The 22022-nt window shown below is 64.2% G+C and carries 15 protein-coding genes; 6 read left to right on the top strand and 9 right to left on the bottom strand.

Annotation, left to right across the window (positions count from 1 at the left end):
* Positions 1-274 precede the first annotated feature (274 nt).
* The 4 genes from ECTHA_RS0105585 (at position 275) to ECTHA_RS0105570 (ending at position 3309) form a co-directional block, all read left to right on the top strand.
* Positions 275-1546 carry a hypothetical protein gene (locus ECTHA_RS0105585; protein WP_128571963.1) on the top strand — a complete coding sequence of 424 codons (1272 nt, stop codon included), beginning with the start codon at positions 275-277 and terminating at the stop codon, positions 1544-1546.
* Positions 1547-1640: 94 nt separating this feature from the next.
* Positions 1641-2006: a hypothetical protein gene (locus ECTHA_RS17175; protein ID WP_128571962.1), complete on the top strand. Its 366-nt coding sequence runs from the start codon at positions 1641-1643 to the stop codon at positions 2004-2006.
* Positions 2007-2013: 7 nt separating this feature from the next.
* A complete protein-coding gene (locus ECTHA_RS0105575) occupies positions 2014-2730 on the top strand; it encodes a C39 family peptidase (protein WP_025282830.1) in 717 nt (238 codons plus the stop codon).
* Between the two features lie 18 nt (positions 2731-2748).
* Entirely contained in the window at positions 2749-3309 is a 561-nt protein-coding gene (locus tag ECTHA_RS0105570; protein ID WP_128571961.1) for a hypothetical protein, read from the top strand.
* 14 nt (positions 3310-3323) lie between these two features.
* Here ECTHA_RS0105570 and ECTHA_RS0105565 read toward each other — a convergent pair whose 3' ends face one another.
* Entirely contained in the window at positions 3324-4379 is a 1056-nt protein-coding gene (locus ECTHA_RS0105565) for a transporter (protein WP_025282828.1), read from the bottom strand.
* Between the two features lie 92 nt (positions 4380-4471).
* On the bottom strand, positions 4472-5803 hold the full coding sequence (locus ECTHA_RS0105560; protein ID WP_275259721.1) for a sigma-54 dependent transcriptional regulator: 1332 nt from the start codon (positions 5801-5803) through the stop codon (positions 4472-4474).
* Positions 5804-6138: 335 nt separating this feature from the next.
* Here ECTHA_RS0105560 and ilvD point away from each other — a divergent pair, with 335 nt between their 5' ends.
* Positions 6139-8001: a dihydroxy-acid dehydratase gene (gene ilvD, locus ECTHA_RS0105555; protein WP_025282826.1), complete on the top strand. Its 1863-nt coding sequence runs from the start codon at positions 6139-6141 to the stop codon at positions 7999-8001.
* Positions 8002-8003: 2 nt separating this feature from the next.
* On the opposite strand, the gene ECTHA_RS0105550 is transcribed toward ilvD, so the two are convergent.
* The 4 genes from ECTHA_RS0105550 to ECTHA_RS17170 all read right to left on the bottom strand — a co-directional run bounded on the left by ECTHA_RS0105550 (position 8004) and on the right by ECTHA_RS17170 (position 15311).
* The gene (locus ECTHA_RS0105550) at positions 8004-9404 is read right to left on the bottom strand and encodes an MBL fold metallo-hydrolase RNA specificity domain-containing protein (RefSeq protein ID WP_025282825.1); all 1401 of its coding nucleotides are present in this window, start codon (positions 9402-9404) and stop codon (positions 8004-8006) included.
* Positions 9405-9473: 69 nt separating this feature from the next.
* Complete coding sequence (locus tag ECTHA_RS0105545) at positions 9474-12971, bottom strand: translocation/assembly module TamB domain-containing protein (RefSeq protein WP_025282824.1); 3498 nt, start codon at positions 12969-12971, stop codon at positions 9474-9476.
* A complete protein-coding gene (locus ECTHA_RS0105540) occupies positions 12968-14749 on the bottom strand; it encodes an autotransporter assembly complex protein TamA (RefSeq protein ID WP_084306723.1) in 1782 nt (593 codons plus the stop codon). The genes ECTHA_RS0105545 and ECTHA_RS0105540 overlap by 4 nt, the downstream gene beginning before the upstream one ends.
* Positions 14750-14918: 169 nt before the next feature.
* Positions 14919-15311 carry a hypothetical protein gene (locus ECTHA_RS17170; protein ID WP_025282822.1) on the bottom strand — a complete coding sequence of 131 codons (393 nt, stop codon included), beginning with the start codon at positions 15309-15311 and terminating at the stop codon, positions 14919-14921.
* A gap of 621 nt (positions 15312-15932) precedes the next feature.
* Here ECTHA_RS17170 and ECTHA_RS0105530 point away from each other — a divergent pair.
* Positions 15933-17918, top strand: coding sequence for a type VI secretion system Vgr family protein (locus tag ECTHA_RS0105530; protein WP_025282821.1), 1986 nt, complete (start codon positions 15933-15935; stop codon positions 17916-17918).
* Here the strand turns inward: ECTHA_RS0105530 and ECTHA_RS0105525 are convergent.
* The 3 genes from ECTHA_RS0105525 to ECTHA_RS0105515 all read right to left on the bottom strand — a co-directional run bounded on the left by ECTHA_RS0105525 (position 17902) and on the right by ECTHA_RS0105515 (position 21934).
* Entirely contained in the window at positions 17902-18945 is a 1044-nt protein-coding gene (locus ECTHA_RS0105525; protein WP_025282820.1) for an ABC transporter ATP-binding protein, read from the bottom strand. The genes ECTHA_RS0105530 and ECTHA_RS0105525 overlap by 17 nt on opposite strands.
* On the bottom strand, positions 18929-20620 hold the full coding sequence (locus tag ECTHA_RS0105520) for an ABC transporter permease (protein WP_025282819.1): 1692 nt from the start codon (positions 20618-20620) through the stop codon (positions 18929-18931). Before ECTHA_RS0105520 ends, ECTHA_RS0105525 begins: the two co-directional genes overlap by 17 nt.
* 276 nt (positions 20621-20896) lie before the next feature.
* Positions 20897-21934: a Fe(3+) ABC transporter substrate-binding protein gene (locus ECTHA_RS0105515; protein WP_025282818.1), complete on the bottom strand. Its 1038-nt coding sequence runs from the start codon at positions 21932-21934 to the stop codon at positions 20897-20899.
* Between the last annotated feature and the right edge of the window lie 88 nt (positions 21935-22022).

Here is a 22022-nt window from a genome sequence, read left to right as displayed (position 1 = left end):
ATACACCCGGCTCCGCATAGCCCAAGGTCAGTGCCCTTGCGCATCCGCGGCCTGAAATGAGCTTTATATGTTGTTGAATGTATCAGGCTCGAAACACTTTTGGTTACTCGAAGTGTATCGCAGCCCACATCAGAAATGTGTCATGTGTCCCAACCTGCAGATCTTGCGGGGTTTTTTGTTGTTGGCTCGATGGTTGCAATTGCTCTTCATCGCGGACCCGGGGTTCATGGGATACCCGCAGGGGGACCGTCGATACGTTGAGGAGGAAGAATCGATGTTGAACTTCAAGAAGACTGCAATCTGCGCTGCTGTTGCCATGACATTGGGTGTGGCTGCGCCTGCCTGGGCTGAAGATGGTATTCCGGGGGGCGCCAGTAACGCGGGCGAAGGGGAATTCGGTGGACAGAGTGCCTACAGTGGGCTGGATTCGTCCTTTAACAGTTCCACCGCAGACTCGGGCAACGCTAGCTATGCCGATTCCAAAAACACGAGCTATGCGGATTCCAATAATACCAACAAGGAAAGCAGTTGGAGTTCCTCTGTGGCTGACTCCGGTAATACCAGTTACAGCGATTCTCATAATACGAACAAGGAGAGCAGCTGGAATGCTTCTTCGGAAAGTAGCTGGAGCTCCGATATTTCTGATTCGGGCAATAAGTCCTGGACCGATTCCAATAACTCCAGCAGCACCAGTGAGAGCAGCTGGACCAGCAGTATGGAGAAGGATGATAACTCCAATCACAGCACCAACGATTCGTTCAACAAGGCGATGGCCGACTCCTACAACTCCAGCAGCTCCAGCGAGAGCAGCTGGACCAGCAACTGGGAGAAGGACGACAATTCCAATAACAGCGTGAACGATTCCTTTAACAAGGATGATAACTCCAACAACAGCATCAACGACTCCCAGAACTACAGCAGCACCAGTGAGAGCAACTGGAGCAGTAGTATGGAGAAGGACGATAACTCCAATAACAGCATCAACGACTCCCAGAACTACAGCAGCACCAGCGAGAGCAACTGGAGCAGCAGTATGGAGAAGGATGATAACTCCAATAACAGCACCAACGATTCATACAATACGTCGGATTCCCATAATTATGCGGACAATTCCGACAGCAGTAAGAATGACTCGTTCAATACGAACATGAGTTGGACCGATTCAAACGATGACAATTCCGATTACAGCAACAATGATTCGTTCAATACAAACATGAGCTGGACGGATTCGAATGATGATAATTCGGACAACAGCCAGCACACCACCACCAACACCACCAACAACATCGACAACAGTGTGACGGATTCATTCAACGTCGAGACCATGGTGGTGTCCGAGAATGACCTGAGTGGCAGCGTGAGCTTCACCGGGCTCAATATCGATGCCGAGACCACCTACACGGCGTACAACTACATCGGCGAGGGTGGCGTGAGTAACTCGGCGGGTGTCACGCAGGTGGCCCAAAACAGTGGTACCAATAGTCTGGTTCAGCAGCAGGTCTCCGTGCAGGCGCATCTGGGCCTGGGCAACGGCAATGGCAACTGATGAACCACGGTTAGGCTGACCGTGTGTTGGGGACGGCGGCGGGCGTGTTGCCCGCCGCCGTCATCGTCCACCGAGTTACAGGGGTGAACGCGTGATGAGCAGTCAATCCGTTCTTGGGCGATATTCAATGCGTCTGGGTGCCTGCCTCGTGGTCGGCACCTGGCTTTGCGTGATCGCGCTGCCAGCTGCCGGGGACTTCGCTGCACTTGAGGGAGCGCTGTCGGATGCGGAACTGGAAGGGGAGCGCGCGATGAGTGATGTGGGTACCCTGCAGATGACCCGGGTGACCTCCAATGCCTACATGTCCAATACTTACATCGAGCGGGGAGTCAGCGGCGACAACATCCTGGCTCCGGGCGCACTGGCGCATGCCCAGGGTATCAGCACGGTGATCCAGAACTCTGGTCATAACGTGATCATCCAGGATTCAACCGTCATCAACCTCAACATGGCGCCGTGACTCCGTCATGTCGTCGCGTGGATCGAGCATCATCGGTGTGGTGGCCCTGGTCTGGGGTGGATGGGCGCTGATGGCCCCGTCGCACGGTCATGCCACGGGCATGGTGCATGTTCCGGGCGCCATGGGCAGTCACGAGATGACCGTGACCAGCTTGCAGGGGATGCGTTTCAAGACGGTGGTGCGCCAGCAGTATGACTTCAGCTGCGGCTCGGCAGCCCTGGCGACCCTGCTGACCTACCATTACGACCGTCCCACCCAGGAGCGTGACACTTTCGAGGCCATGTATGAAATGGGGGATCAGGCCCGGATTCGTGAGCAGGGTTTCTCCATGCTGGACATGAAGCGCTATCTGGCGGGCCTGGGAATCGCTTCAGATGGCTTTCGGCTTCCTCTGGAAACGCTGGAGGAAGTGGGTGTGCCGGCCATCGCCTTGGTGGACATCGAGGGCTACCGTCATTTCGTCGTGGTCAAGGGGATCAAGGGGGACCGTGTTCTGGTGGGCGACCCCGCACTGGGTGTGACCGATTACAGTCGCGCCGAATTCGAGGCCATTCGCAGTAACGACATTCTGTTTCTGATTCGTGACCAGCTGGACCTGGGGCGGGCGAATTTCAACGCCCCGGTGGCCTGGGAATCCTTGGCGGCACCCCCCTATGGTACCGCCCTGGCACGTAATGGGTTGGCGGATTTTATCCTGGCATTGCCACGTCACTCCGACTGGTAGGCCGAGGTACAGGCAGATATGGAAGCGCTATCTTTCGAGCGGGTCGATACACCGCCTCGTGCTTCGGGGCTCTGGATGCGTTTTTTGTGTCTGAGCCTTGTGATGGGCAGCGTGCTGCCGACCCTCTCGATGGCTCAGGGTGAATGGTCTTATCCTTCGGACCCTGCCGGCACGGGTGACCCTTTGGAGATGATGGCCTGGGCGGTCGTGCCGGATCATGAACTGGCGGATCAGCGGGGTGGGCTGATTCAGCGCGGTGGTTTTGAATTGGCCTTGGGTATCGAGCGCACCACGGCGATCAATGGGGAGGTTGTGGCACGCACGGTACTCATGGATCCCTCTGGAACCGGGATGAATGCGGCTCCGGGTAGCCTGCGTATCCGCAACACCCTGGATGGGGTGTCGGTTCATGCCCTGTCGGGTCCAGGCTGGAATACCGTCGTCCAGAATCAATTGAACCACCAGGTGATCAGCAACCAGACCATCCTGAACGTGGACATGGCAGGCGTGAACTTCAACCGCATGGAGATGCGCCGCATGCTGGACGCCCAGATGATCCAGGGGCTGAGGGGCTACTGAGCCGATTCAAACCCTCAGAAACGCATGGGCAAGCGAAGTGTAATCTGGGTATCGGGCGCAGCCGAGGTAGCTCCTATGCCCACCGACAGGTTCATGCTGGTGCGGTCGGACACTCTGTGTGACAAACCCCAGAGGAAGGTCCCCACCTGTATGCGGTCGAAGGCCGGGTCCAGCGGTGGTGCATTTTCATACCGGGTCTTGAAGACCATGCTGTGATCGTAGCCGAGGCTGATGGAAGTCCGGTTGTTCAGGGCGATACCCACGCCCATGCTCATTCCCAGGGCATCCCCCGGGTTGATTTTGCCCAGATCGTTGCCCACGTCGCGCTCAACGTTCCACAGGTAACTGATGTTGCCGTAGATCACGGCCGGATCGGTGGGGTAGGTCATGGTCAGGCTCGGCTGGACGGCCCAGAAACCCGAGCCGGTGGGCTGTTCGATGAAGATTTCCGTGATGGGGCGCCCATCATCGTCGAGGATGAGCTCGCGTTCCACATCGAACGGGGAGGTGCCCGTGGGGGCTTTGACGCGCAGGTTGCCGATGAAGAACGGCTTGCCCGTCACGGCCCGGTTGAATTGGTAGTGCAGGGCCAGTTCCACGTCCCCAAGGCCATGGCCATCGGAACCCGTGACCTGTTCGGCAGAGGTGCCCACCAGGACTTCCCGCCGACGCAGCGATTCATCCCGCCAGACGTAAGGTATGCGAATACCCACTTCCATGCGATTGGACAGGCCATAGCGGAAGGAAAGCGCTGCGGTGAGCGTGTCCCTTTGGACTTCGGTCAGGTCGATCAGGCCGATGGCAATGGCCGGCAGGATGGTGAACCCGTCGATGGCCACCGTGGTGGATGAACTGTGCACGTACTGCAGCGATGGCTCCACCACCCAGCCCCCCTTGGGGGTGAGCAGACCGCGCTCCTGGAACACCGCCGCCACGTCCGGCTGGGCCTCTTCCTGGGGCGGCCTCTCACCCACCTCTTCTGGCGGCTGTCCCTGGGCCCAGGCTGCTTGAGTCAGCAGCAGTGGCAAAGTGGAGCAGGCAATTGCCAGGCGTTTGCGGGTGAATCTCATGACCTATGGGCTCCCTTGTATGGATGCTTCAGTGCGGCAGTTATTGAGCGGGCACGTTGAGCGATGCCGTGTTTGCCTTGCCGTTCGGGTCTCTAGCTCTTGATTGCCGCTTGCCCCTGCAGGGAGATTTCGTGACGTCGAGCCAGACGGTAGAGTGTGATGCGCGAGACGTTCAGGCGACGGGCAGCCGCCGAGACGTTGCCCTCGCAGGCCCGCAGGGCGCGGACAATGGCGGCGCGTTCCGCCTCTGCCCGCACCTCCTCCAGAGAGGCCTGGGGCAGGGTGTTCTCCAGTGCGTCCTCGAGCCCCAGATCCTCGGGCTGGATGAAGCGGTTCTCGCACAGCACCATGGCGCGCCGCACGCGATTGATCAGTTCCCGGACATTGCCGGGCCAGTGGTGCTGGCGGATGGCTTCCAGGGCGGACGCGCTGAAACCCTTCACGCGGGCGTTGCGGTCGCGTGCGAAGGCCTGAAAGAAGTGATGAGCCAGCAATACGCCATCCCCGTCCCGTTCCCGCAGGGGTGGCATCTCGAAGTGCAGGACGTCCAGGCGATAGAACAGGTCCTCCCGGAATCGCCCTTCCTTCACTGCCTCCGTCAGGTTGACATGGGTCGCAGCCACGACGCGCACATCGACCTTCTCTTCATGATCGCTACCCACCTTCTGCACTGTCTGGTTCTGCAGGAATCTGAGCAATGAGGCCTGTACCTCCAGGGGCAGGTCACCGATCTCATCCAGGAACAGGGTTCCACCATGGGCAGACTGCACCCGGCCACCTCGGGTGCGATGGGCGCCCGTGAAGGCCCCGCGCTCGTGCCCAAACAGCTCCGACTGAATGAGCGAGGCCGGCACCGCGGCGCAGTTGATGGCCTCGAAGGGGCGGCCTGCCCGGGGGGAGGCCTCGTGCACGGCGCGGGCCGCCAGCTCCTTGCCAGTGCCGCTCTCACCGGTGATCAGCACCGGGGCGGCGACGCGGGCCACCTTGGAGATGGTGCGGCGGATCTGATCCATGGGTGGACTCTCGCCGGTGAGAGGGTCCTTCTGATCAAGGGAGTTGCAGTGCACGTCGGAGTGCATGAGCAGCTCAGCCATGCCGAAGGCATGCCCCAGCACCACCTCCAGGCGATAGGTATCCACCGGGAGGGAGTGGAAGTCATAGCACCAGTGGCGCAGGATCTCGCGAACACGCGGGTCCCAGAGCAGGTCTGGTTCCACCAGTGCAATCCACTCCCGGGTACCATGCTGTTGCAGGAAACGCTCGAGGGCGGGCAACTGGTTCAGCAAATCCTGCCTGAGCGGGAATACCCCTATCATCACGCTGGGGTCCCTGAGGATTGCTTCCGCCTCGGCGAGGCAGGGGACCACCAGGATCTCCCAGGAATTCGTCAGATCAGGTGGCTCTGTGTGTTCCGAGAGGTCCACCCAAAGAAGTCGGTGTGCTTTTATCGCACCTGAGTCCACGCCTGATTGCCTGCAATCCGCTTATCCTTAACTTGATCAGCATATCTCGTGCCGTAAACTGAGTTGCTAATGAAATCAGAGTGTTGAGCGTTTTTTGGGTATGCATCCTGGCGTGTGCTGTAAAGAATTTTGACGATTCAGCCATTGCTGCCGGCATGATCAGCCCCGGCCTTTCAGGCTTCTCCCGGCGAAGGCTCCACGGGGCGATCCGACCTTGTTACCGTTGCAGATACTCGGAACGGGTCGGGTGCCGGTGTAGACTGTGCGCCATCAGCAACAATCTTCGGAATCACCCCATGCCCCAGTACAGATCTCGCACCACCACCCACGGACGCAACATGGCCGGGGCCCGCGCCCTGTGGCGCGCCACCGGCATGAAGGACGGGGACTTCGACAAGCCGATCATCGCCATCGCCAACTCGTTTACCCAATTCGTGCCCGGGCACGTCCACCTCAAGGACCTGGGACAACTGGTGGCGCGGGAGATCGAGAAGGCCGGTGGCGTGGCCAAGGAATTCAACACCATTGCGGTGGACGATGGCATCGCCATGGGCCACAGCGGCATGCTTTATTCCCTGCCCTCCCGGGAGGTGATCGCCGACGCGGTGGAGTACATGGTGAATGCCCACTGCGCGGATGCCCTGGTGTGCATCTCCAATTGCGACAAGATCACCCCGGGGATGCTCAATGCCGCCATGCGTCTGAACATTCCTGTGGTGTTCGTCTCCGGCGGCCCCATGGAGGCGGGCAAGGTGCGCCGCGGCGAGCAGGTGATCAGCCTGGACCTGGTGGATGCCATGGTGGCAGCGGCCACGCCTGGGGAGAGCGATGAGAGCGTGATGGAATATGAGCGCTCCGCCTGCCCCACCTGCGGCTCCTGCTCGGGCATGTTCACCGCCAATTCCATGAATTGCCTGACCGAGGCCCTGGGCCTGTCGCTCCCGGGCAATGGCTCCCTGCTGGCCACCCATTCGGGTCGTCGGGATCTGTTCCTGCAGGCCGGTCGTCAGGTGGTGGATCTGGCGCGGCGCTACTACGAAGGTGACGATGACTCCGTGCTGCCCCGCTCCATCGCCAGCATGAAGGCCTTCGAGAATGCCATGAGCCTGGATATCGCCATGGGCGGTTCCACCAACACGGTCCTGCACCTGCTGGCGGCGGCCCGGGAAGGAGAGGTGCCCTTCACCATGGAGGACATCGACCGGCTCTCACGCAAGGTGCCCAATGTCTGCAAAGTGGCCCCGGCCACCCAGAAGTACCACATGGAGGATGTGCACCGGGCGGGCGGGGTCATGGCCATCCTGGGCGAACTGGAGCGAGGTGGTCTGCTCCACACGGAGGTGCCCACGGTGCACAGTCCCAGTATGGGACAGGCCCTGGATGAGTGGGATGTGGCACGCACCACCCGATCGGAAGTGGCCCGGGAGCGTTACCTGGCGGCCCCGGGCGGGGTGCCCACCCAGGAGGCCTTCTCCCAGTCGAAACGCTGGGACGACCTGGATCTGGATCGCGAACAGGGTTGCATCCGCAATGTGGCCCACGCCTATTCCCGGGACGGGGGGCTGGCGGTACTGGCGGGTAATCTGGCCTTGGACGGCTGCATCGTCAAGACCGCGGGTGTGGACGAGAGCATCCTGAAATTCTCCGGTCCGGCGCGGGTGTTCGAGAGTCAGGATACGGCGGTCGAGGCCATCCTTGCGGATCAGATCAAGGCAGGGGATGTGGTGATCATCCGCTATGAGGGCCCCAAGGGTGGCCCAGGGATGCAGGAGATGCTCTATCCCACCAGTTACCTGAAATCAAAGGGACTGGGCAAGGCCTGTGCCCTGATCACCGATGGCCGCTTCTCTGGTGGCACCTCGGGACTGTCCATCGGCCATGTGTCTCCGGAGGCAGCCGAGGGGGGTGCAATCGGTCTGGTGGAAGAGGGGGATACCATCGAGATCGATATCCCGGCACGCAGCATCCGCGTGGCCGTGGAGGATGCGGAGCTGGATCGCCGGCGCCAGGCCATGGAGGCCCTGGGCGAGGAGCGGGCCTGGCAGCCGGTGAGCCGCCAGCGGGTGGTGAGCCAGGCCCTGCAGGCCTATGCCCTGATGGCCACCTCGGCCTCACAGGGCGCAGTGCGTGATCTTTCCCAGTTGAAGCTCAAGCGCTGAGGTCAGATCTCCACGGTCTGTCCCAACTCCGGCACCCGGGCATCGCGTTTGGCCCGGGTGCGCAGGGCCTCCGCAAGCGCCTCCCGGGCCTCGGGTTCCCCGTGCACCATGTGGAACACCGGCTGGTTCTTGAAGGCCCCGGCCCAGTCCAGCAGAGCCGACTGCCCGGCATGGGCGGACAGCCCCCCCAGGGTGTGGACCTTGGCGGCCACCGCCAACTCGTTGCCGAGCACCTTGATCCTTTTGGCTCCGTCCACCAGTTTTCGTCCCAGCGTGCCTTGTGCCTGAAAGCCGACGATGACCAGGTGTGTCTGGCGGCGCCACAGGTTGTACTTGAAGTGGTGGGTGATGCGTCCGCCATTGCACATGCCGGCACCGGCTATGATGATGGCGCCCCCCGTGATCTGGTTGATGGCCATGGATTCTTCCACCCGTCGGGTGAACTGCAACTGGGGCAGATAACGCTGGAGATCGCCCCCTGATGCCCGGTCCAGTTCATCCATGTCGGCGCCATTGAGCAGTTTGCGGCGTCTGGCGTAAAGCTCCGTGACCTGGATGCCCATCGGGCTGTCCAGAAAGACCTTCTGCTGAGGCAGGCGCCCTTGATGATGCAGTCGGCCCAGGTGGTAGAGCACCTCCTGGGTGCGACCTACGGCGAAGGCGGGGATGAGCACGTTACCGCCGGCCTCATGGGCCTCTTTCAGGATGCCGGCCAGTTCTTCGATGGTCTCTTCAAGAGGGCGGTGATCCCGGTTGCCGTAGGTGCTCTCCAGCATCACCAGGTCGGCATGGGTGAGCCGGGCCGGCGTGTTCATGAGCACCGAGTCCGGATTGCCCAGGTCTCCGGAGAAGACAAGATGACGGGAGCGCCCGCCGTCCTGGAGGACCATCTCGACGATGGCCGAACCCAGGATATGTCCGGCATCGTGGAACTTGAGCTGGATGTTCTTGCCCACCGCCTGCAGGTGGCCATAGTCCACGGCGCAACACTGGTCCAGGGCGGCTTCCACATCGTCCATGTTGTAAAGCGGTTCGATCAGATCCTTGCCGGCGCGTTGGCGCCATTTGTTCTCCCATTCCACATCCTTGGACATGACATGCGCGGAGTCCCGCAGCATGATGTGCAACAGGTCCCGGGTGCCGGTGGTGCAGTAAATGGGGCCCCGGTAACCATCCCTCACCAGCTTGGGCAGGAGGCCGGCGTGGTCCAGGTGGCCATGGGAGAGGACGACCGCATCCACGCTGTCGGCCAATGCCTTGAGGGAGGCCTGGTTGGCCTCGCCGGCCTGGCGTCCGCCCTGCTGCAGGCCACACTCCAGCAGCAGACGGGTGGTTTCGGTCTCGATGAGGTAGCGCGAGCCGGTGACTTCGCCGGTGGCGCCCAGGAAGGTGAGCTGGGCCATGGCAGGGCCTTGATCGATGGGCTTGCACCCAGCCTACTCCCGCTCAGCGCGGGGTAACAGGGGCCTGGGTCAACGCTCGCGCCGGTAGAGCAGGTCCATGCTCTGGGCCTCGCTGCTGGAGCGGGTTTCAAGGCTCAGGGTACGGGTGAGCTGGTAACGCAGCATGACGGTATTCACCCGATCGAACAGGCCCACGCTGTAGCGCAGGAACAGGCGCGGCGAGAGATACTTGCCCATCATCAGGGCCGAATCCTCCAGTTCTGTGCCCGTGTCCACGGTGAACTCGTCCAGGCCCACCTCCTGACCGATGCGGTCGGTGATGAAGCCACCTCTTTCGATGCCGAACATGGCCACCGCCGACACGATGTCGGTGGCCTCTCCCTCGCCTGCGCCCGACAGGGGGCGCCCCGTCACCAGAAAGGCCAGGGCATCGCTGTCCTCCATGGGGGGCTCCGAGAAGACCCGTGAGCGGGGCTCTTCCAGGGTGCCACCGATCTCCAGCCCCACGACCACGTCGTAGGCGGGCACACTTCTGGACGCCCGGATGTTCAGCCCCGGGTTCTCCGGCGGACCCTGGAATACGATGATGCCCCGTTCCACGGTCAGGTCCTGTCCGTAGGCCTTGTAGCGGCCCTCAGCCACGCGCACTTCGCCCACCAGTCTGGTGGGCCTTCCCGGCGAGTCCTGCACGGCGATGTCGCCGGTCAGGCGGGCCTCCAGGCCATAGCCGCTGATGCGCACGTCATCTCCCAGGATGACCCGCACCCGGGCGATCACCACCAGCGCCTCACCCGCCTCTTCCTCGTCATCCAGGATCAGCTCGTCCCGGGAGACGGACACCGCCTGGGGCGGCAGTTCCACCAGTTCCACTCGTGCTTCGGGAATCTCCACCTGACCGGTGACGATGGCCCGCTGGCCGATGAGGGTGATGCGCAGATCCGGGCTGACCAGGGCCTGCACATCGGGGCGACGCGCGGCCTGGAAACGATCCCCGCGCACGTTGATGATGATGGGCATGTCCCCGTCGGCCAGCTGCACCTCGCCATCCACCTCCAGGGCGCCGGGGCCGGAGCGCATGTCACCCGCGAACACCAGGCGTTCCAGGCCCTCGTTGCGCAGCTCCAGATTCAGGGCCTCCACGGTGATGCCCGCCTCGGTGATGAAGGCCGTGCCCTCGGTGAGGGTCAGCAGGCCCTCGATGCGGGGATCCGCCGTGGTGCCGCCCACGGTCAGGTCCACACGCAGGCGCCCACCGGGGTCTGTCACCTGGGGAACCAGCGGCATCAGCCAGCGGAATTCGTCCAGGGCCACCTGGACGTCGCCGTCCAGGTCCAGGTCGCCGTCGTCCCGTTGACGGGCGTCCAGTCGGCCGTCAACCTGTCCGCCCTCCAGAAAGCCCAGTGCCAGGCGCGCGGTGATGTCCCGGTCCTCAACGAGCAGATCCACCTGGCCGTCCTGGTAGGGGATGATGTGTTCCTCGTCGTCCAGGTCCCGCAGACGCAGCTCTCCGGCGCTGGGCTCCACCCGTGCCTCGAGCCATAGCTGATCGTCCAGGCGCAGGCTCGCCGTGGCACCCAGCGAGCCGTCAATCCGCAGGTTGGGGGGCAGGAAGGGGGTCAGAATCTGCAGGGAGAGCTCGGTCAGTTGCAGGTCGGCTGCGGCCCCCGCCTCGGCGGACCAGTGGCCGTCCAGACACAGGCGACCCTCGTTCTGTGCCAGGCAGAGGCTGTCCTCCAGGCCTGCCGCATGGGGAGAGGCATGGAGGCCTACGGCGGTTTGCAGCTGCCAGGCACCTGCCTGGGGCTGATCCAGATCCAGGCGGGTGAGCTGGCCCGCCCAGGCGGGGCCCTCGTCCAGGGCGCCTTCCAGGGTGAGCCCCAGTTGGCCCTGATCCGCCTCCAGGTCCAGGTTGATCTCATGGGCCTGCGCGGTGCCACTGCCCTGCAGGCTGAGGCTGCTCAGTTCCAGGTCCTGCCCAAGCCGCAGGTCGCGAGCCTCCAGGTCCAGGCGCAGGGGGCTGTCGGGACTCACCCCGGCCTCCAGGTCCAGATCCAGTCGAGCCAGGGAGAGATCCCCCAGGCCCAGGTCGCGGATGTCTGCCCGGGTGGAGACCACCGGGGCCTCCAGGGGGCCGCTCACCTGTCCGCTGGCGTTCACCCGACCTTCCAGTCCCGGCCACAGAGCAGGCAGGTCCGGGGCATTGAGATCAAAGTCCAGTGCCAGGGTGTCGCTCACCCGACCGCGGGTGCTCAGGCGGTTCTCGCCCACGCCCAGTCTCAAGCCGGGGGTGTTGAGGGTAGTGCCTTCGATGGCTACCTGCCCCTGGCCCGTCACGGGATAGTCACGCAGTTGACCCGCCAGACGCTGCAGGTCCACCTGCGCCACCACCCCCTGTTCCGGATCCAGGCGCCCCCGGGTGTGCAGGTCCAGGTTGAGGCGGCCGGTCAGGTCCGCCACGAACTCAGCGGGATTCAGGTCCCGTCCACGAACTTGTAGTGCCCAGTCCGGGGCGTCGACCCAGCCCAGGCGACCGGCCACTTCCAGGTTGCCGGCCGGACTGGTCACGGACAGGGGGGCCAGATTCAGGGATTCCAGGTTCCCATCGGCGGCGAGGGCCAGGTTTGCAGCGGGCAGGTCGGTGACCTGCAGGGCCGCGCTCAGACCCAGTTCATAAGCCTCCAGACCACCTCGCGTGGTGAGGGTGCCCGAGGCCACGGACAGGCGCTGTTCGGGTGCCAGATCCAGCTCGAAGGGTTCCCACTGGTGGGTCAGGTCAAGATTGAGATCGGTGATCGGTTGATTGATGCGACCCGCGCTGACCAGGGACAACGGACCCAGCAACCGATGATGGATTGTCAGGCTGTCCAGATCTCCCTCCAGGGCCAGTCGCCCGCGGGCGGGTTCGTCCGGCAAGAGCTCCCGGGCGGCCTCGGGCAGATCCAGTTGCCAGTCCAGCGACAGGGCAAGGGGGTAAGGTTGGGCCAGGGCCGCGCGACCGGAGGCCCTGGCCTGAATGTCGGGCGTCTGGGCGTTCAGATCACGGATGAGGGCACGCTCGGCATCCAGGTGCAGGGTCAGGCGCACCTCATCCACGAGGATCGGTTCGGCCTGCTCCTGGGTGCGAAAGCGGATGTTCTGAATCACCCCTTGGGTCAGATCCACCGTGACCGGCATGGGGATGGCATCGGGCAGGGTGAAGGGCGCATCCGGGTCCGGCGGTGGCGCGTCGGGATCCGGTGTGAGAGTGAGCTCCAGGCCCTGGGCATCCAGTGCATTGATATGCACTGCCAGACCGGTCAGGGGCAGCAGTTCCATCTGCAGGTCGAGGCTTTCCAGGGACGCGTTCAGGGCCTCGTGGGTGTAGACCACCCCCTCGGCCCGCAGGCCGGTGAGCAGGGTGCCGCTCACCTGTTCGATGCGCAGTTCCCCCGGCACGAAGCCCACGCCCTGCTTGACCACCAGGCGGGCGCCGGGTTCGGTGGCCACCAGGGCCGTCACCAGGCCGGTGATCAGGGCCACCAGCAGCAACAGCACCACGACGAAGCTGATCAGGGCGCGTCGTATCACAGATCCATTCCCATGGTCAGGTGCAGCCGGAAGTTGTCATCGCCATCGGTGGGATGGGCGATATCCACACGAATCGGCCCGATGGGCGAGCGCCAGCGTACACCGGCCCCGACGCCGTACTTGGCGTTGTAGTCGTCCAGGCGCTCGAAGGCGTTACCTCCGTCCACGAACACGGCGGCACTCCATTGACCGACGATGGGATATTCGGCCTCCACGCTGGCGGTGAAGAAATGCCGTCCACCGATCACCTCGCCGTCATCATTGGTGGGCCCCAGCTTTTGGTAACCGTAGCCGCGCACGCTGTTGTCGCCGCCGGCGAAGAACCGCACGGAACTGGGCAGCTCGGCAAATTCATCCACTGCCGTGGTGCCGGCATCTGCCCGGGTGAGCAGGCGTCCCTGGCCCAGGGGAGTGATCAACTTGGCCCGGCCCGTGGCCTGGCCGAAGGTGACGGTGGAGAGCAGGTCTTCGGATGCGCCACGCACGTTGGCGCTCAGGCGCCAGCCCTGGCGCGGGAAGATGGGGTGATCCGCCTGGATGCGTGACCATTCCAGACCGGGGGTCAATAGCCTTGAGGTGCCCCGGGTGTCGGAGATCTTGTAGTCCTCGTGCTCGTAGCGCAGGAAGCGGGTATGGGTCCAGCCCGAGGGTCTTTGCCGGATGTGGGCGACCCCCAGGGTGAACAGGTCACCGTCGGCGGTGTCGGTACTTTCGGTCTGAAAGCCCGCGGTGAGATCCAGTCGTTCCCGGGCCGGGTCCCCCAGGGGGATCTGATAGTTGAGGCCGATACTGGAGCGCACCGGTGACAGTTCCAGGTCTGCACCATAGCGGTGTCCGGACAGATTGGCTCGGTGGTTTTCCAGGCCGAGGCGCAGCCGGGGGCCGATGTCCGTGCTCACCCCCACGCCAGCCAGATAGGACCATTTGTTGCGGGCGCCCAGGGTGGCCGTGATGGGGATTTCCAGATCTTCGGCATCCTCCGGGTGGGTATCCACGCGCACATCGGAGAAATAACCGCTGTCGATGAAGGCCTGCTGCAGCTGGATCAGGCGTCGACTCTCAAAGTCGCTGCCCTGCTGGAAGGGTACGAACTTCTGGACCAGTTCATCGTGGAGGATGTCCTGCTCCACGCTGACTGGGCCAAAGCGGTAACGGGGGCCGCTGTCCATGTGCACCACCACATCGGCGGCCTGCTCGCTGACCTGAACCCGGATCTGGGTGGTGGTGAACCGGGCATAGAAATAGCCACGGGAGGATGCCAGCCGGTTGAGGCCACTCTTGATCTGCTCGTACTGGTTGTGGCGCAGGCGCTGGCCTTCGCGCAGGGGCAGGTTGCCCAGGAACTCTTGGAAGGCCGAATCCTCACTGGCGGCACCGGTCAATGCCACATCCATGGAACGGATGCGTACCGGCGGACCCGGGTCCACCCGGACGTTCAGTCGCCAGCAGTCGTCGATGCGTTGGAAATCAATGTCGATCTCCGGGCTGTAATACCCCAGGGCTCGCAAGGCGTTGCGGGCATCCTCCCGGGCCGCCCGCACCAGCGGGCGTTCCCGCCAGGGGGGCAGGTCGCATCCCTCGCGGGCAAGACCCAGGTGGGCGCGAATGTTATCCCGAATTTCACTGTCGCCGCCGGAGATCTCCACCCTGGGGCTGCCCCAGGCACTCGACGCCATCACCAGCAGTAACACGGCCGCGAACGCCGACGTCAGCCGGGTCCTGGGGCGTGGCCGTCGCGAGGGATGGATGGAGACTTCAGGGATGAGGGCGGGTGTCATGGGGCGATTGAGGATCCTTTTCCATCGGACACCGGGAGGGTCGCTTGGTTCACGTGGAAGCGGGGCCGGGTCCTTGGTGATGATGCCAAGGATAACCCATGGGCATGGGGTATGCCTCCTGCGGGGCCACTCGGGGTTTACCGCGCTGGCCTCGCAGGGGGCAGGGGCTTCAGCCCTGTAGCTGGCGTCTCTGCAGGTTGCGGGGGTCGTGACGGCGATGGTTGAGGATGACCACCACGCCCTGGCGTTTGCCCTCGGGCAGGGACTGCACGATGGCACGACCCAGATGACGGGGCAGGCGCTCGAACAGGCGGGCGACGGTGTAGGTGGGCAAGCCGCCTGCCAGGCGAACGGCATCCTGCTGGGGGATGTGCTGGAGAACACCGATCTGGGATGACTCGGCCAGTTTCAGAAACCGGGTACGGGCAGTCTGGTAATGCCCTTGTCTAACGGCCCGGTCCACAGTCTGCAGTGCGGGGTCCTGGCGCTCATCAATCCAGTGGATGGCCTGGTTGCGGCTGGTTTCGAAGTGGTCATTGGCCTTGGTCATCATCTCGGTCATCTCATCGTTTCCTTCTTGCCCGGGGGCGTGCTGCGCGGTCTGGCGGATATGGCAACGGGCGGAGGGTGGGGAGAGATGATCCCGACATCAATGCCGTACCCCCACGGGACCGGCCGGGCCGGGCGTGGGGACGCGAAGTCGGGTGTCGGGCTCTCCCGTGCGTGCCGGATGGCGGCGCCTGGGGGAGGGCCCGGGAAGGTCAGATGACCATTGCGGGGCGCTCGTCCCGATGGACGCTGCACACCATCCTGGGCAAGGCCGGAAGGGCCGCCGCGCGTGTGCCGTTTGTACTGCAACTGTCCATACGAGAGGTGAATCCTCTATTGCCTCACAAAGGCCCCCGGGCAGGGTTTTCAACCTGCACGGGGATGCGGACGGGGTGGCCAGGGGCCAGGGTTCGCATCCCTCCGGGAACGGGCGCCACCATAACGCTTCGGGACGCATTTTTGAAGGGTTTTAAAGGGCTTTTTTCATGCCATTGGTCTGCCCTTCAAAGCCATGCCCGGCGGTGATATGTTCATGCCTCCTCCCACGGACCAGGGAAGTCCTTCGATGCCCATGGATGTGCCTGCCAGACAGCCCCATCACACCCCTTTATCCCGGGTTGTCCCGGATTCGACCTTGCGCCTGACCCTGGGCGGCCTGGATCTGCCCGTCGTGGCCCTTCGGCTGCGCGAGGGGTTGTCCCGTATCACCCGCATGGAGGTGGAGGTGATCCATGCCGGATCGGCATGTCTGGAGCGTCTGGGGGCGTCGGCCCGTTTGACGCTGTCTGCCGCCCCCGGCTCTGTGCGTGAATGGCAGGGCATTCTGATGGCCTGTCGCCCCAGTGGTCTGGCTGGGGACGTGGGGCGGCGCTGGCGCCTCACCCTGCGCAGCCGCCTGGCGGGACTGACCCTGCATCGCCACACCCGCCTGTTCGCCGGTCTGGATGCGGTGGACCTCGCCCGTGAACTGCTGGATCCGCTGGGGGTGGCGGTGGATGCCCGGTACCTCACCCTGGATCACCCGCGTCGCGGGGCCATCCTGCAGGCGGACGAGAGCGACGCCGATCTGCTGTTTCGGGTGCTGGCCCGGGCCGGTATTCACACGCGGCTGGCCGTGGTCCAGGGAATGGAGACGTTGCGACTGGCAGACGGCCTGGATGCGAACCCGCCACGGGTGCTGGACTGGCTGGGATCACCCGGGGGGTGGGGGGATCGAGCCCCGGGGGTTTTCAGCGTCCGGGAGCATCATCGCCAGGTCTGCCGGCAGGTACGGGTTCGGGGTCGGCTGGCAGATGGCCGGCCCTGCGAGGCCCTGGCGGATACCGGGCATGGCGAAGGGATTCAGGACCATCCGGGCTGGGGGCTGCATGACAGCCAAAGCCTGGAATGGCGTGCACGTATCCTGGCCCAGCGAGAGGCCTGTCGGGCTCGTACCGTGTTGCTGGAGACCACGGTGCAGGATCTGCAGCCCGGAGACCGGGTGCGGATATCGGCCCCGGACCACCCCTCAGTCCCCCCGGGGGTTTGGCGTGTGGAATCCGTGCTGCATCGGGCGCGCTCCGATGCGTCGGGTCGATGGGCTTATTGCAATCGGGTACGGCTGTGCCCCGGGGATATTCCCTATCGACCCGACGAGCCCCGTCGTCACGGGTCGTTGCCGGATATGCTGCAAGCCCGGATTCAGGGATTGAACGTCCCGGACCTGGATGAGGCCGGGCGCCAGCGGGCCCGCGGGCTGTTCGAGGATGCGGGCCTCGTGGAGCCCGACAGGAGGGGCCGCTGGGGGCGCCTGACCCCTTACGTCGCTCCACCTGGGCAGGATGGCCGGGCCAGTGGCTGGCATGCGCCGCTGCATCCTGGTCAACCCGTGAGCCTGCTGATTCTGGGCGGTGATCCGGATGGCTTTGCGGTGATCGCCGGCGCCGGCTTCGATGGGGCCCATGCCAATCCGGTGAACGGCCCGGATGACACGACGAACCGCTACCGCAGCGCCAGCGGTCACACCCTGCTGATGGACGATCGGGAGGGGCGGGCGCTGCTGAGGTTGTTCACCCGCAATGAGCAGCATTTGCTGGCCCTGGATTCCCACGCGGATGCGGCCATGCTGTCCCTGATCTGCCGGCAGGGGGCGCTGATTGCCACCACCGGTGGTTGCCTGCACATTCGGTGCGGTGGCGATCTGGAGGCGCGGGCCGGGGGGGATCGGCATGAGCGTGTGGCAGGCGAAGCCTCGGTTCAGGTTATGGGGCAATGTCTCCATGGGGCTGCGGCTGACTGGTGTGGGCGCGCTCGCCGCCACGTGGCCATGGTGACTGAAGGGGGGCTGCAGGTGACGGCCGCCCGCGAACTGAACCTCGCCAGCGGTGATCGGGTGGGCCTGGAGGTGGTCGCGGGGGATGGTCGCTGGCAGGTGCAAGGGGATGTGTACCTGTGGGCAAACCGGGATCTGCATATCCGATCCCGGCGTGGGCGCCCCATCGTCATCGGCACCCCCGAGGCGGGGATCACCCTGCTGCCGGCCCGTGGTGTGGTGATCCTCCATGGGCGAGCCATCCATCTGGCGGGCAGCGCCGTGCAGCTGCGGGGCCGGGTGGAGCATCACCTCAGCGGGGGAAGATGACCAGATGATTGAAGCCCAGTTTGAGGGGGATGCGTTCCCCCAGGGCAAAGTTGTAATGGGAGGGGGTCAGGCACAGCACCCGGGTGCCGCTGCCCAGCTGCAGGTTGTACAAAAAGCTGGCGCCACGGAAGGCCTTGTCCATCACTTCCCCGAAGATCTCGCTGTCGTCGTCGGGCATGATGTCGTCGGGCCTGACCAGGACATCCACCGGGGCCCCGGGGCTGCAGTCCTGGGGGACATTGCCGGTGATGGTGCCCAATTCCGTCTTCACCTCGTGCTCGCTGAGCACCTGGCCGGGAAGCATGCGGCCCTGACCGATGAAGTCGGCCACGAAGCGGTCACGAGGTTTGTGATAGAGGTTGTAGGCGGTATCCCACTGCAGTACCCGGCCGGCATGGATCACGGCGATGCGGTCGGCGAAGGCAAAGGCCTCGTTCTGGTCATGAGTGACCAGCATGGCGGTGATTTCCTCCTGCTTGAGGATGGCCCTGACCTCCCGGGCCAGGCCCTCGCGCAGTTCCACGTCCATGTTGGAGAAGGGTTCATCCAGCAGCAGCACCCGGGGGCGGGGTGCCATGGCCCGGGCCACGGCGATGCGCTGCTGCTGCCCGCCGGAAAGGGCATGGGGGTAGGCCTCACCATAGCCATCCATGGAGATCAGGCCCAGGAGCTCCTTGACCCGCTGACGGCGCCGAGCCGCCGTTTGACTGCGGATTCCAAAGGCGATGTTCTCGGCCACGGTGAGGTGCGGGAACAGGGCAAAATCCTGGAAGACCATGCCCACCTGACGACGTTCCGGCGGCTGGGTGCGGCCCGGTCGACTCACCTCCTGGCCCTCAAGCCGGATCTGTCCGTCGCTGATGGGCTCGAAACCGGCGATGGAGCGCAGCAGCGTGGTCTTGCCGCAGCCGCTGGGGCCCAGCAGGCAGCCAATGACGCCGGTGTTCAGGTTCAGGGTGACATCGTGGACGACGTTGGTACCGTCGTAGCCCACGCTGACGTGGTCGATCTCAAGCAGGCGTGTCATGTCCGGGTCTTGAGCGGCTGATGGTGCGGCTGATCAGGATCACGGGGATGATCCCGACCAGGACGATGGCCAGCGCGGCGCTGGCCGAGTCTGCCAGGCGTTCATCGGAAGCCAGCTCGAAGGCGCGCACCGCCAGGGTGTTGAAGTTGAAGGGGCGCAGTATCAGGGTGGCGGGCAGTTCTTTCAAGACATCCACGAACACCAGCAGCAGGGCGGTGAGGATGCTGCCGCGCATGATGGGCATGTGCACGCGCCTGAGCACGGTGCGCGGCCCCGAGCCCAGGGAGCGGGCGGCATCATCCATGGAGGGCTTGATCTTGGCCAGGCCCGCCTCGACCGTGTTCAGCGACACGGCCAGGAAGCGCACGCAATAGGCAAACACCAGGGCCACCAGGGTGCCGGAGAGGATCAGTCCGGTGGAGATGCCGAAGGCCTCGCGCATGAAGCTGTCGATGGTGTTGTCGATCCAGGCGAAGGGCAGCATGATCCCCACGGCGATCACCGTGCCCGGGATGGCGTAGCCCATGCTGGCGATGCGCACGGCGGCGTTGGTGGTGCGGGAGGGGCCCAGGCGTTTGCCATAGGCCATGATCAGGGACAGGAACACCGCCAGCACCGCGGCGATGGCCGCCAGGGACACGCTGTTCCACACCAGCCCCAGGAACTGCGGCTGCATCCACATGTGGGTGGTCTTCAGGGCCCACTGGAACAGCTGCGTGGAGGGCACCAAAAAGCCCAGCACGATGGGCAGCAGGCAGGCCACCAGGGCACCGATGCGGGCCCAGCCCGTGAGGCGATAGCGGGGCAGGCGGGAATAACGGGCACTGGTGTGATGGAAGCGGGCCCGGCGCCGGGAATAGCGCTCGAGCACGATGAGCACCAGGACGAAGGTCATCATCAGCGCCGCCAGTTGCGCCGCCGCCCCCGGGTCGCCCAGGCCGAACCAGGTGCGGAAGATGCCGGTGGTGAAGGTGGGGATGCCGAAATATTCCACGGTGCCGTAGTCGGCCAGGGTTTCCATCAGGGCCAGGGTGAGGCCGGTGATGATGGCTGGGCGCGCCAGCGGCAGGGCCACGCGCCGAAATCCGGACCAGGGGCTCGAGCCCAGGGTGCGGGAGACCTCCAGCACGCAGATGGATTGCTCCAGGAAGGCGGCACGGCTGAGCAGGTACACATAGGGGTAGAGCACCAGCGTGAGCATGGCGATGGCGCCCGAGAGGGAGCGGATCTCGGGGAACCAGTAATCGCCGTAGCCCCAGCCGGTGAGCTCGCGAATCTGCGTCTGCACCGGGCCGGCGAAGTCCAGCATGCCGGTGTAGGTGTAGGCGATGATGTAGGCGGGCATGGCCAGGGGCAGGAGCAGGGCCCATTCGAAGATGCGCCTGCCCGGGAAGTCGCACATGCTCACCAGCCAGGCCGTGGGCACGCCGATGAGCAGCACCCCCACGCCCACGCCGAGCATCAGTATCAGGGAGTTGACCACGTAGTCCTGCAGCACGGTCTGCCGCAGGTGCTCCCATACCTCCGAGGCGGGTATGAACACGTGGGCGAAGATCACCAGGATCGGCAGGGCCAGCACTGCCGCGATCAGCAGCGTGCCAATGCTCCAGGCGTCCGGTCGCCGCCAGCGGGGACCAGACAGCGCCCCTCCGAGAGTGGCCAGGGCCGATTTCATGAAACGCTTGGATGATGGGTCATGGGTACGTGAAGCTAAAAGCCCGACATGTTAACGCGTTGCGGCCCGGATGACAGCCTGTTGTGCGGCGTCCGGGGGTGAATGCGGGCTTGCGGGCGGGGTGCCATCCAACCATCGAGATGGCCATGGACCCTATCACAAGTGCGGGAGAGGGATGATTGTGGGAGCCGGCCTGCCGGCGATGGGCTACTCACCCCTCACCCCAACCCCTCTCCCCGCAGGGGAGAGGGGCTTGTCACGGGTGGTGCTTGAAAGTCAGCGCCAGTTCACCCGGTCCATCAGACGCACGGCTTCGGCGTTGTACTCACCCAGTCGACCCAGGTTGACCGAGTCAGCCTCAAATTCACCCAGGCTGGTGAGGGTGTCACTCCATTCCACGCCGGGTTTCACCGGGTATTCCTGGTTGGCCTCGGCATACCATTGCTGAGCCCGGTCGCTGGCCATGAACTCCATCAGCTTGATGGCGTTGTCCACGTTTTCGGTATGGGTGATCAGGCCCGCGCCACTCACGTTCACATGGGTGCCCCGATCCTCCTGATTGGGCCAGAACACGCCGATGGCCTCGGCAGCGGCCCGCTCGGCATCGTCGCTGGAGTTGAGCATCTGACCCAGGTAGTAGGTGTTGGCGATGGCGATGTCGCAGACACCGGCGGCTGCGGCGCGGATCTGATCCCGGTCGCCGCCACGGGGTGGCTGGGCCAGGTTGGCCACCAGGCCCCGTGCCCATTCCTCGGTTTCGGCCTCACCGTGGGCGATGATCATGGAGGCCACCATGGACTGGTTGTACACATTGCTGGAAGAGCGTACGCAGATGCTGCGGCGCCACTGCTCGTCCGCCAGGGCCTCGTAGGTGGAGAGTTGCTCCGGGTCCACCTTGCCCTTCACATACATGATGGGCCGGGCGCGCATGGACAATCCGTACCAGTAGCCATCGGGGTCACGGTAGCTCTCCGGTATGGCCTCCTTGAGCACCTCCGATTCGATCGGACGGAGCACACCGGCCTCCTTGGCGCTGTGCAGGTTGCCCGCATCCACGGTGATCAGGACATCGGCGGGGGTGTTACGGCCCTCGCTGCGCAGGCGCTGCAGCAGGGCGTCGGCCCGGGCGCTGACGATGTTGACGCGAATCCCGGTCTTTTCGGTAAATTCATCCATGAGGGGCTTGATCAGGGCTTCCTGTCGGGCCGAGTAGACGTTCACCTCGCCGTCGGCCAGGGCCGGCAGGGGCAGGGTGAGTGCGGTCACGGCGGCCACGGCAAGGCTGGCCAGGGCGGTGATGGGGCGTTTGATCATGGACGGGGTCACTCCCTATCTTGAAGGTGCGGGACTCGGCTGTGGCCGAATTAAACAAGAACGATTGTTATTTTGTTTCGTGTCCATG

Origin of the sequence: Ectothiorhodospira haloalkaliphila ATCC 51935, from assembly GCF_000633935.1 — a bacterium.
In the GTDB taxonomy this organism is placed as follows: Bacteria; Pseudomonadota; Gammaproteobacteria; order Ectothiorhodospirales; family Ectothiorhodospiraceae; genus Ectothiorhodospira; species Ectothiorhodospira haloalkaliphila.
Note: the sequence above shows the minus strand (reverse complement) of the source record. Positions and strands in the feature narration are given on the sequence as shown.

What these genes read in the sequence shown, in the direction of transcription:
- ECTHA_RS0105520 (WP_025282819.1), bottom strand. Translation starts at nt 20,620, where the DNA reads ATGAAATCGGCCCTGGCCACTCTCGGAGGGGCGCTGTCTGGTCCCCGC.
- ECTHA_RS0105525 (WP_025282820.1), bottom strand. Translation starts at nt 18,945, where the DNA reads ATGACACGCCTGCTTGAGATCGACCACGTCAGCGTGGGCTACGACGGT.
- ECTHA_RS0105565 (WP_025282828.1), bottom strand. Translation starts at nt 4,379, where the DNA reads ATGAGATTCACCCGCAAACGCCTGGCAATTGCCTGCTCCACTTTGCCA.
- ECTHA_RS0105540 (WP_084306723.1), bottom strand. Translation starts at nt 14,749, where the DNA reads ATGACACCCGCCCTCATCCCTGAAGTCTCCATCCATCCCTCGCGACGG.
- ECTHA_RS17175 (WP_128571962.1), top strand. Translation starts at nt 1,641, where the DNA reads ATGAGCAGTCAATCCGTTCTTGGGCGATATTCAATGCGTCTGGGTGCC.
- ECTHA_RS0105550 (WP_025282825.1), bottom strand. Translation starts at nt 9,404, where the DNA reads ATGGCCCAGCTCACCTTCCTGGGCGCCACCGGCGAAGTCACCGGCTCG.
- ECTHA_RS0105570 (WP_128571961.1), top strand. Translation starts at nt 2,749, where the DNA reads ATGGAAGCGCTATCTTTCGAGCGGGTCGATACACCGCCTCGTGCTTCG.
- ECTHA_RS0105575 (WP_025282830.1), top strand. Translation starts at nt 2,014, where the DNA reads ATGTCGTCGCGTGGATCGAGCATCATCGGTGTGGTGGCCCTGGTCTGG.
- ilvD (WP_025282826.1), top strand. Translation starts at nt 6,139, where the DNA reads ATGCCCCAGTACAGATCTCGCACCACCACCCACGGACGCAACATGGCC.
- ECTHA_RS0105585 (WP_128571963.1), top strand. Translation starts at nt 275, where the DNA reads ATGTTGAACTTCAAGAAGACTGCAATCTGCGCTGCTGTTGCCATGACA.
- ECTHA_RS0105515 (WP_025282818.1), bottom strand. Translation starts at nt 21,934, where the DNA reads ATGATCAAACGCCCCATCACCGCCCTGGCCAGCCTTGCCGTGGCCGCC.
- ECTHA_RS17170 (WP_025282822.1), bottom strand. Translation starts at nt 15,311, where the DNA reads ATGACCGAGATGATGACCAAGGCCAATGACCACTTCGAAACCAGCCGC.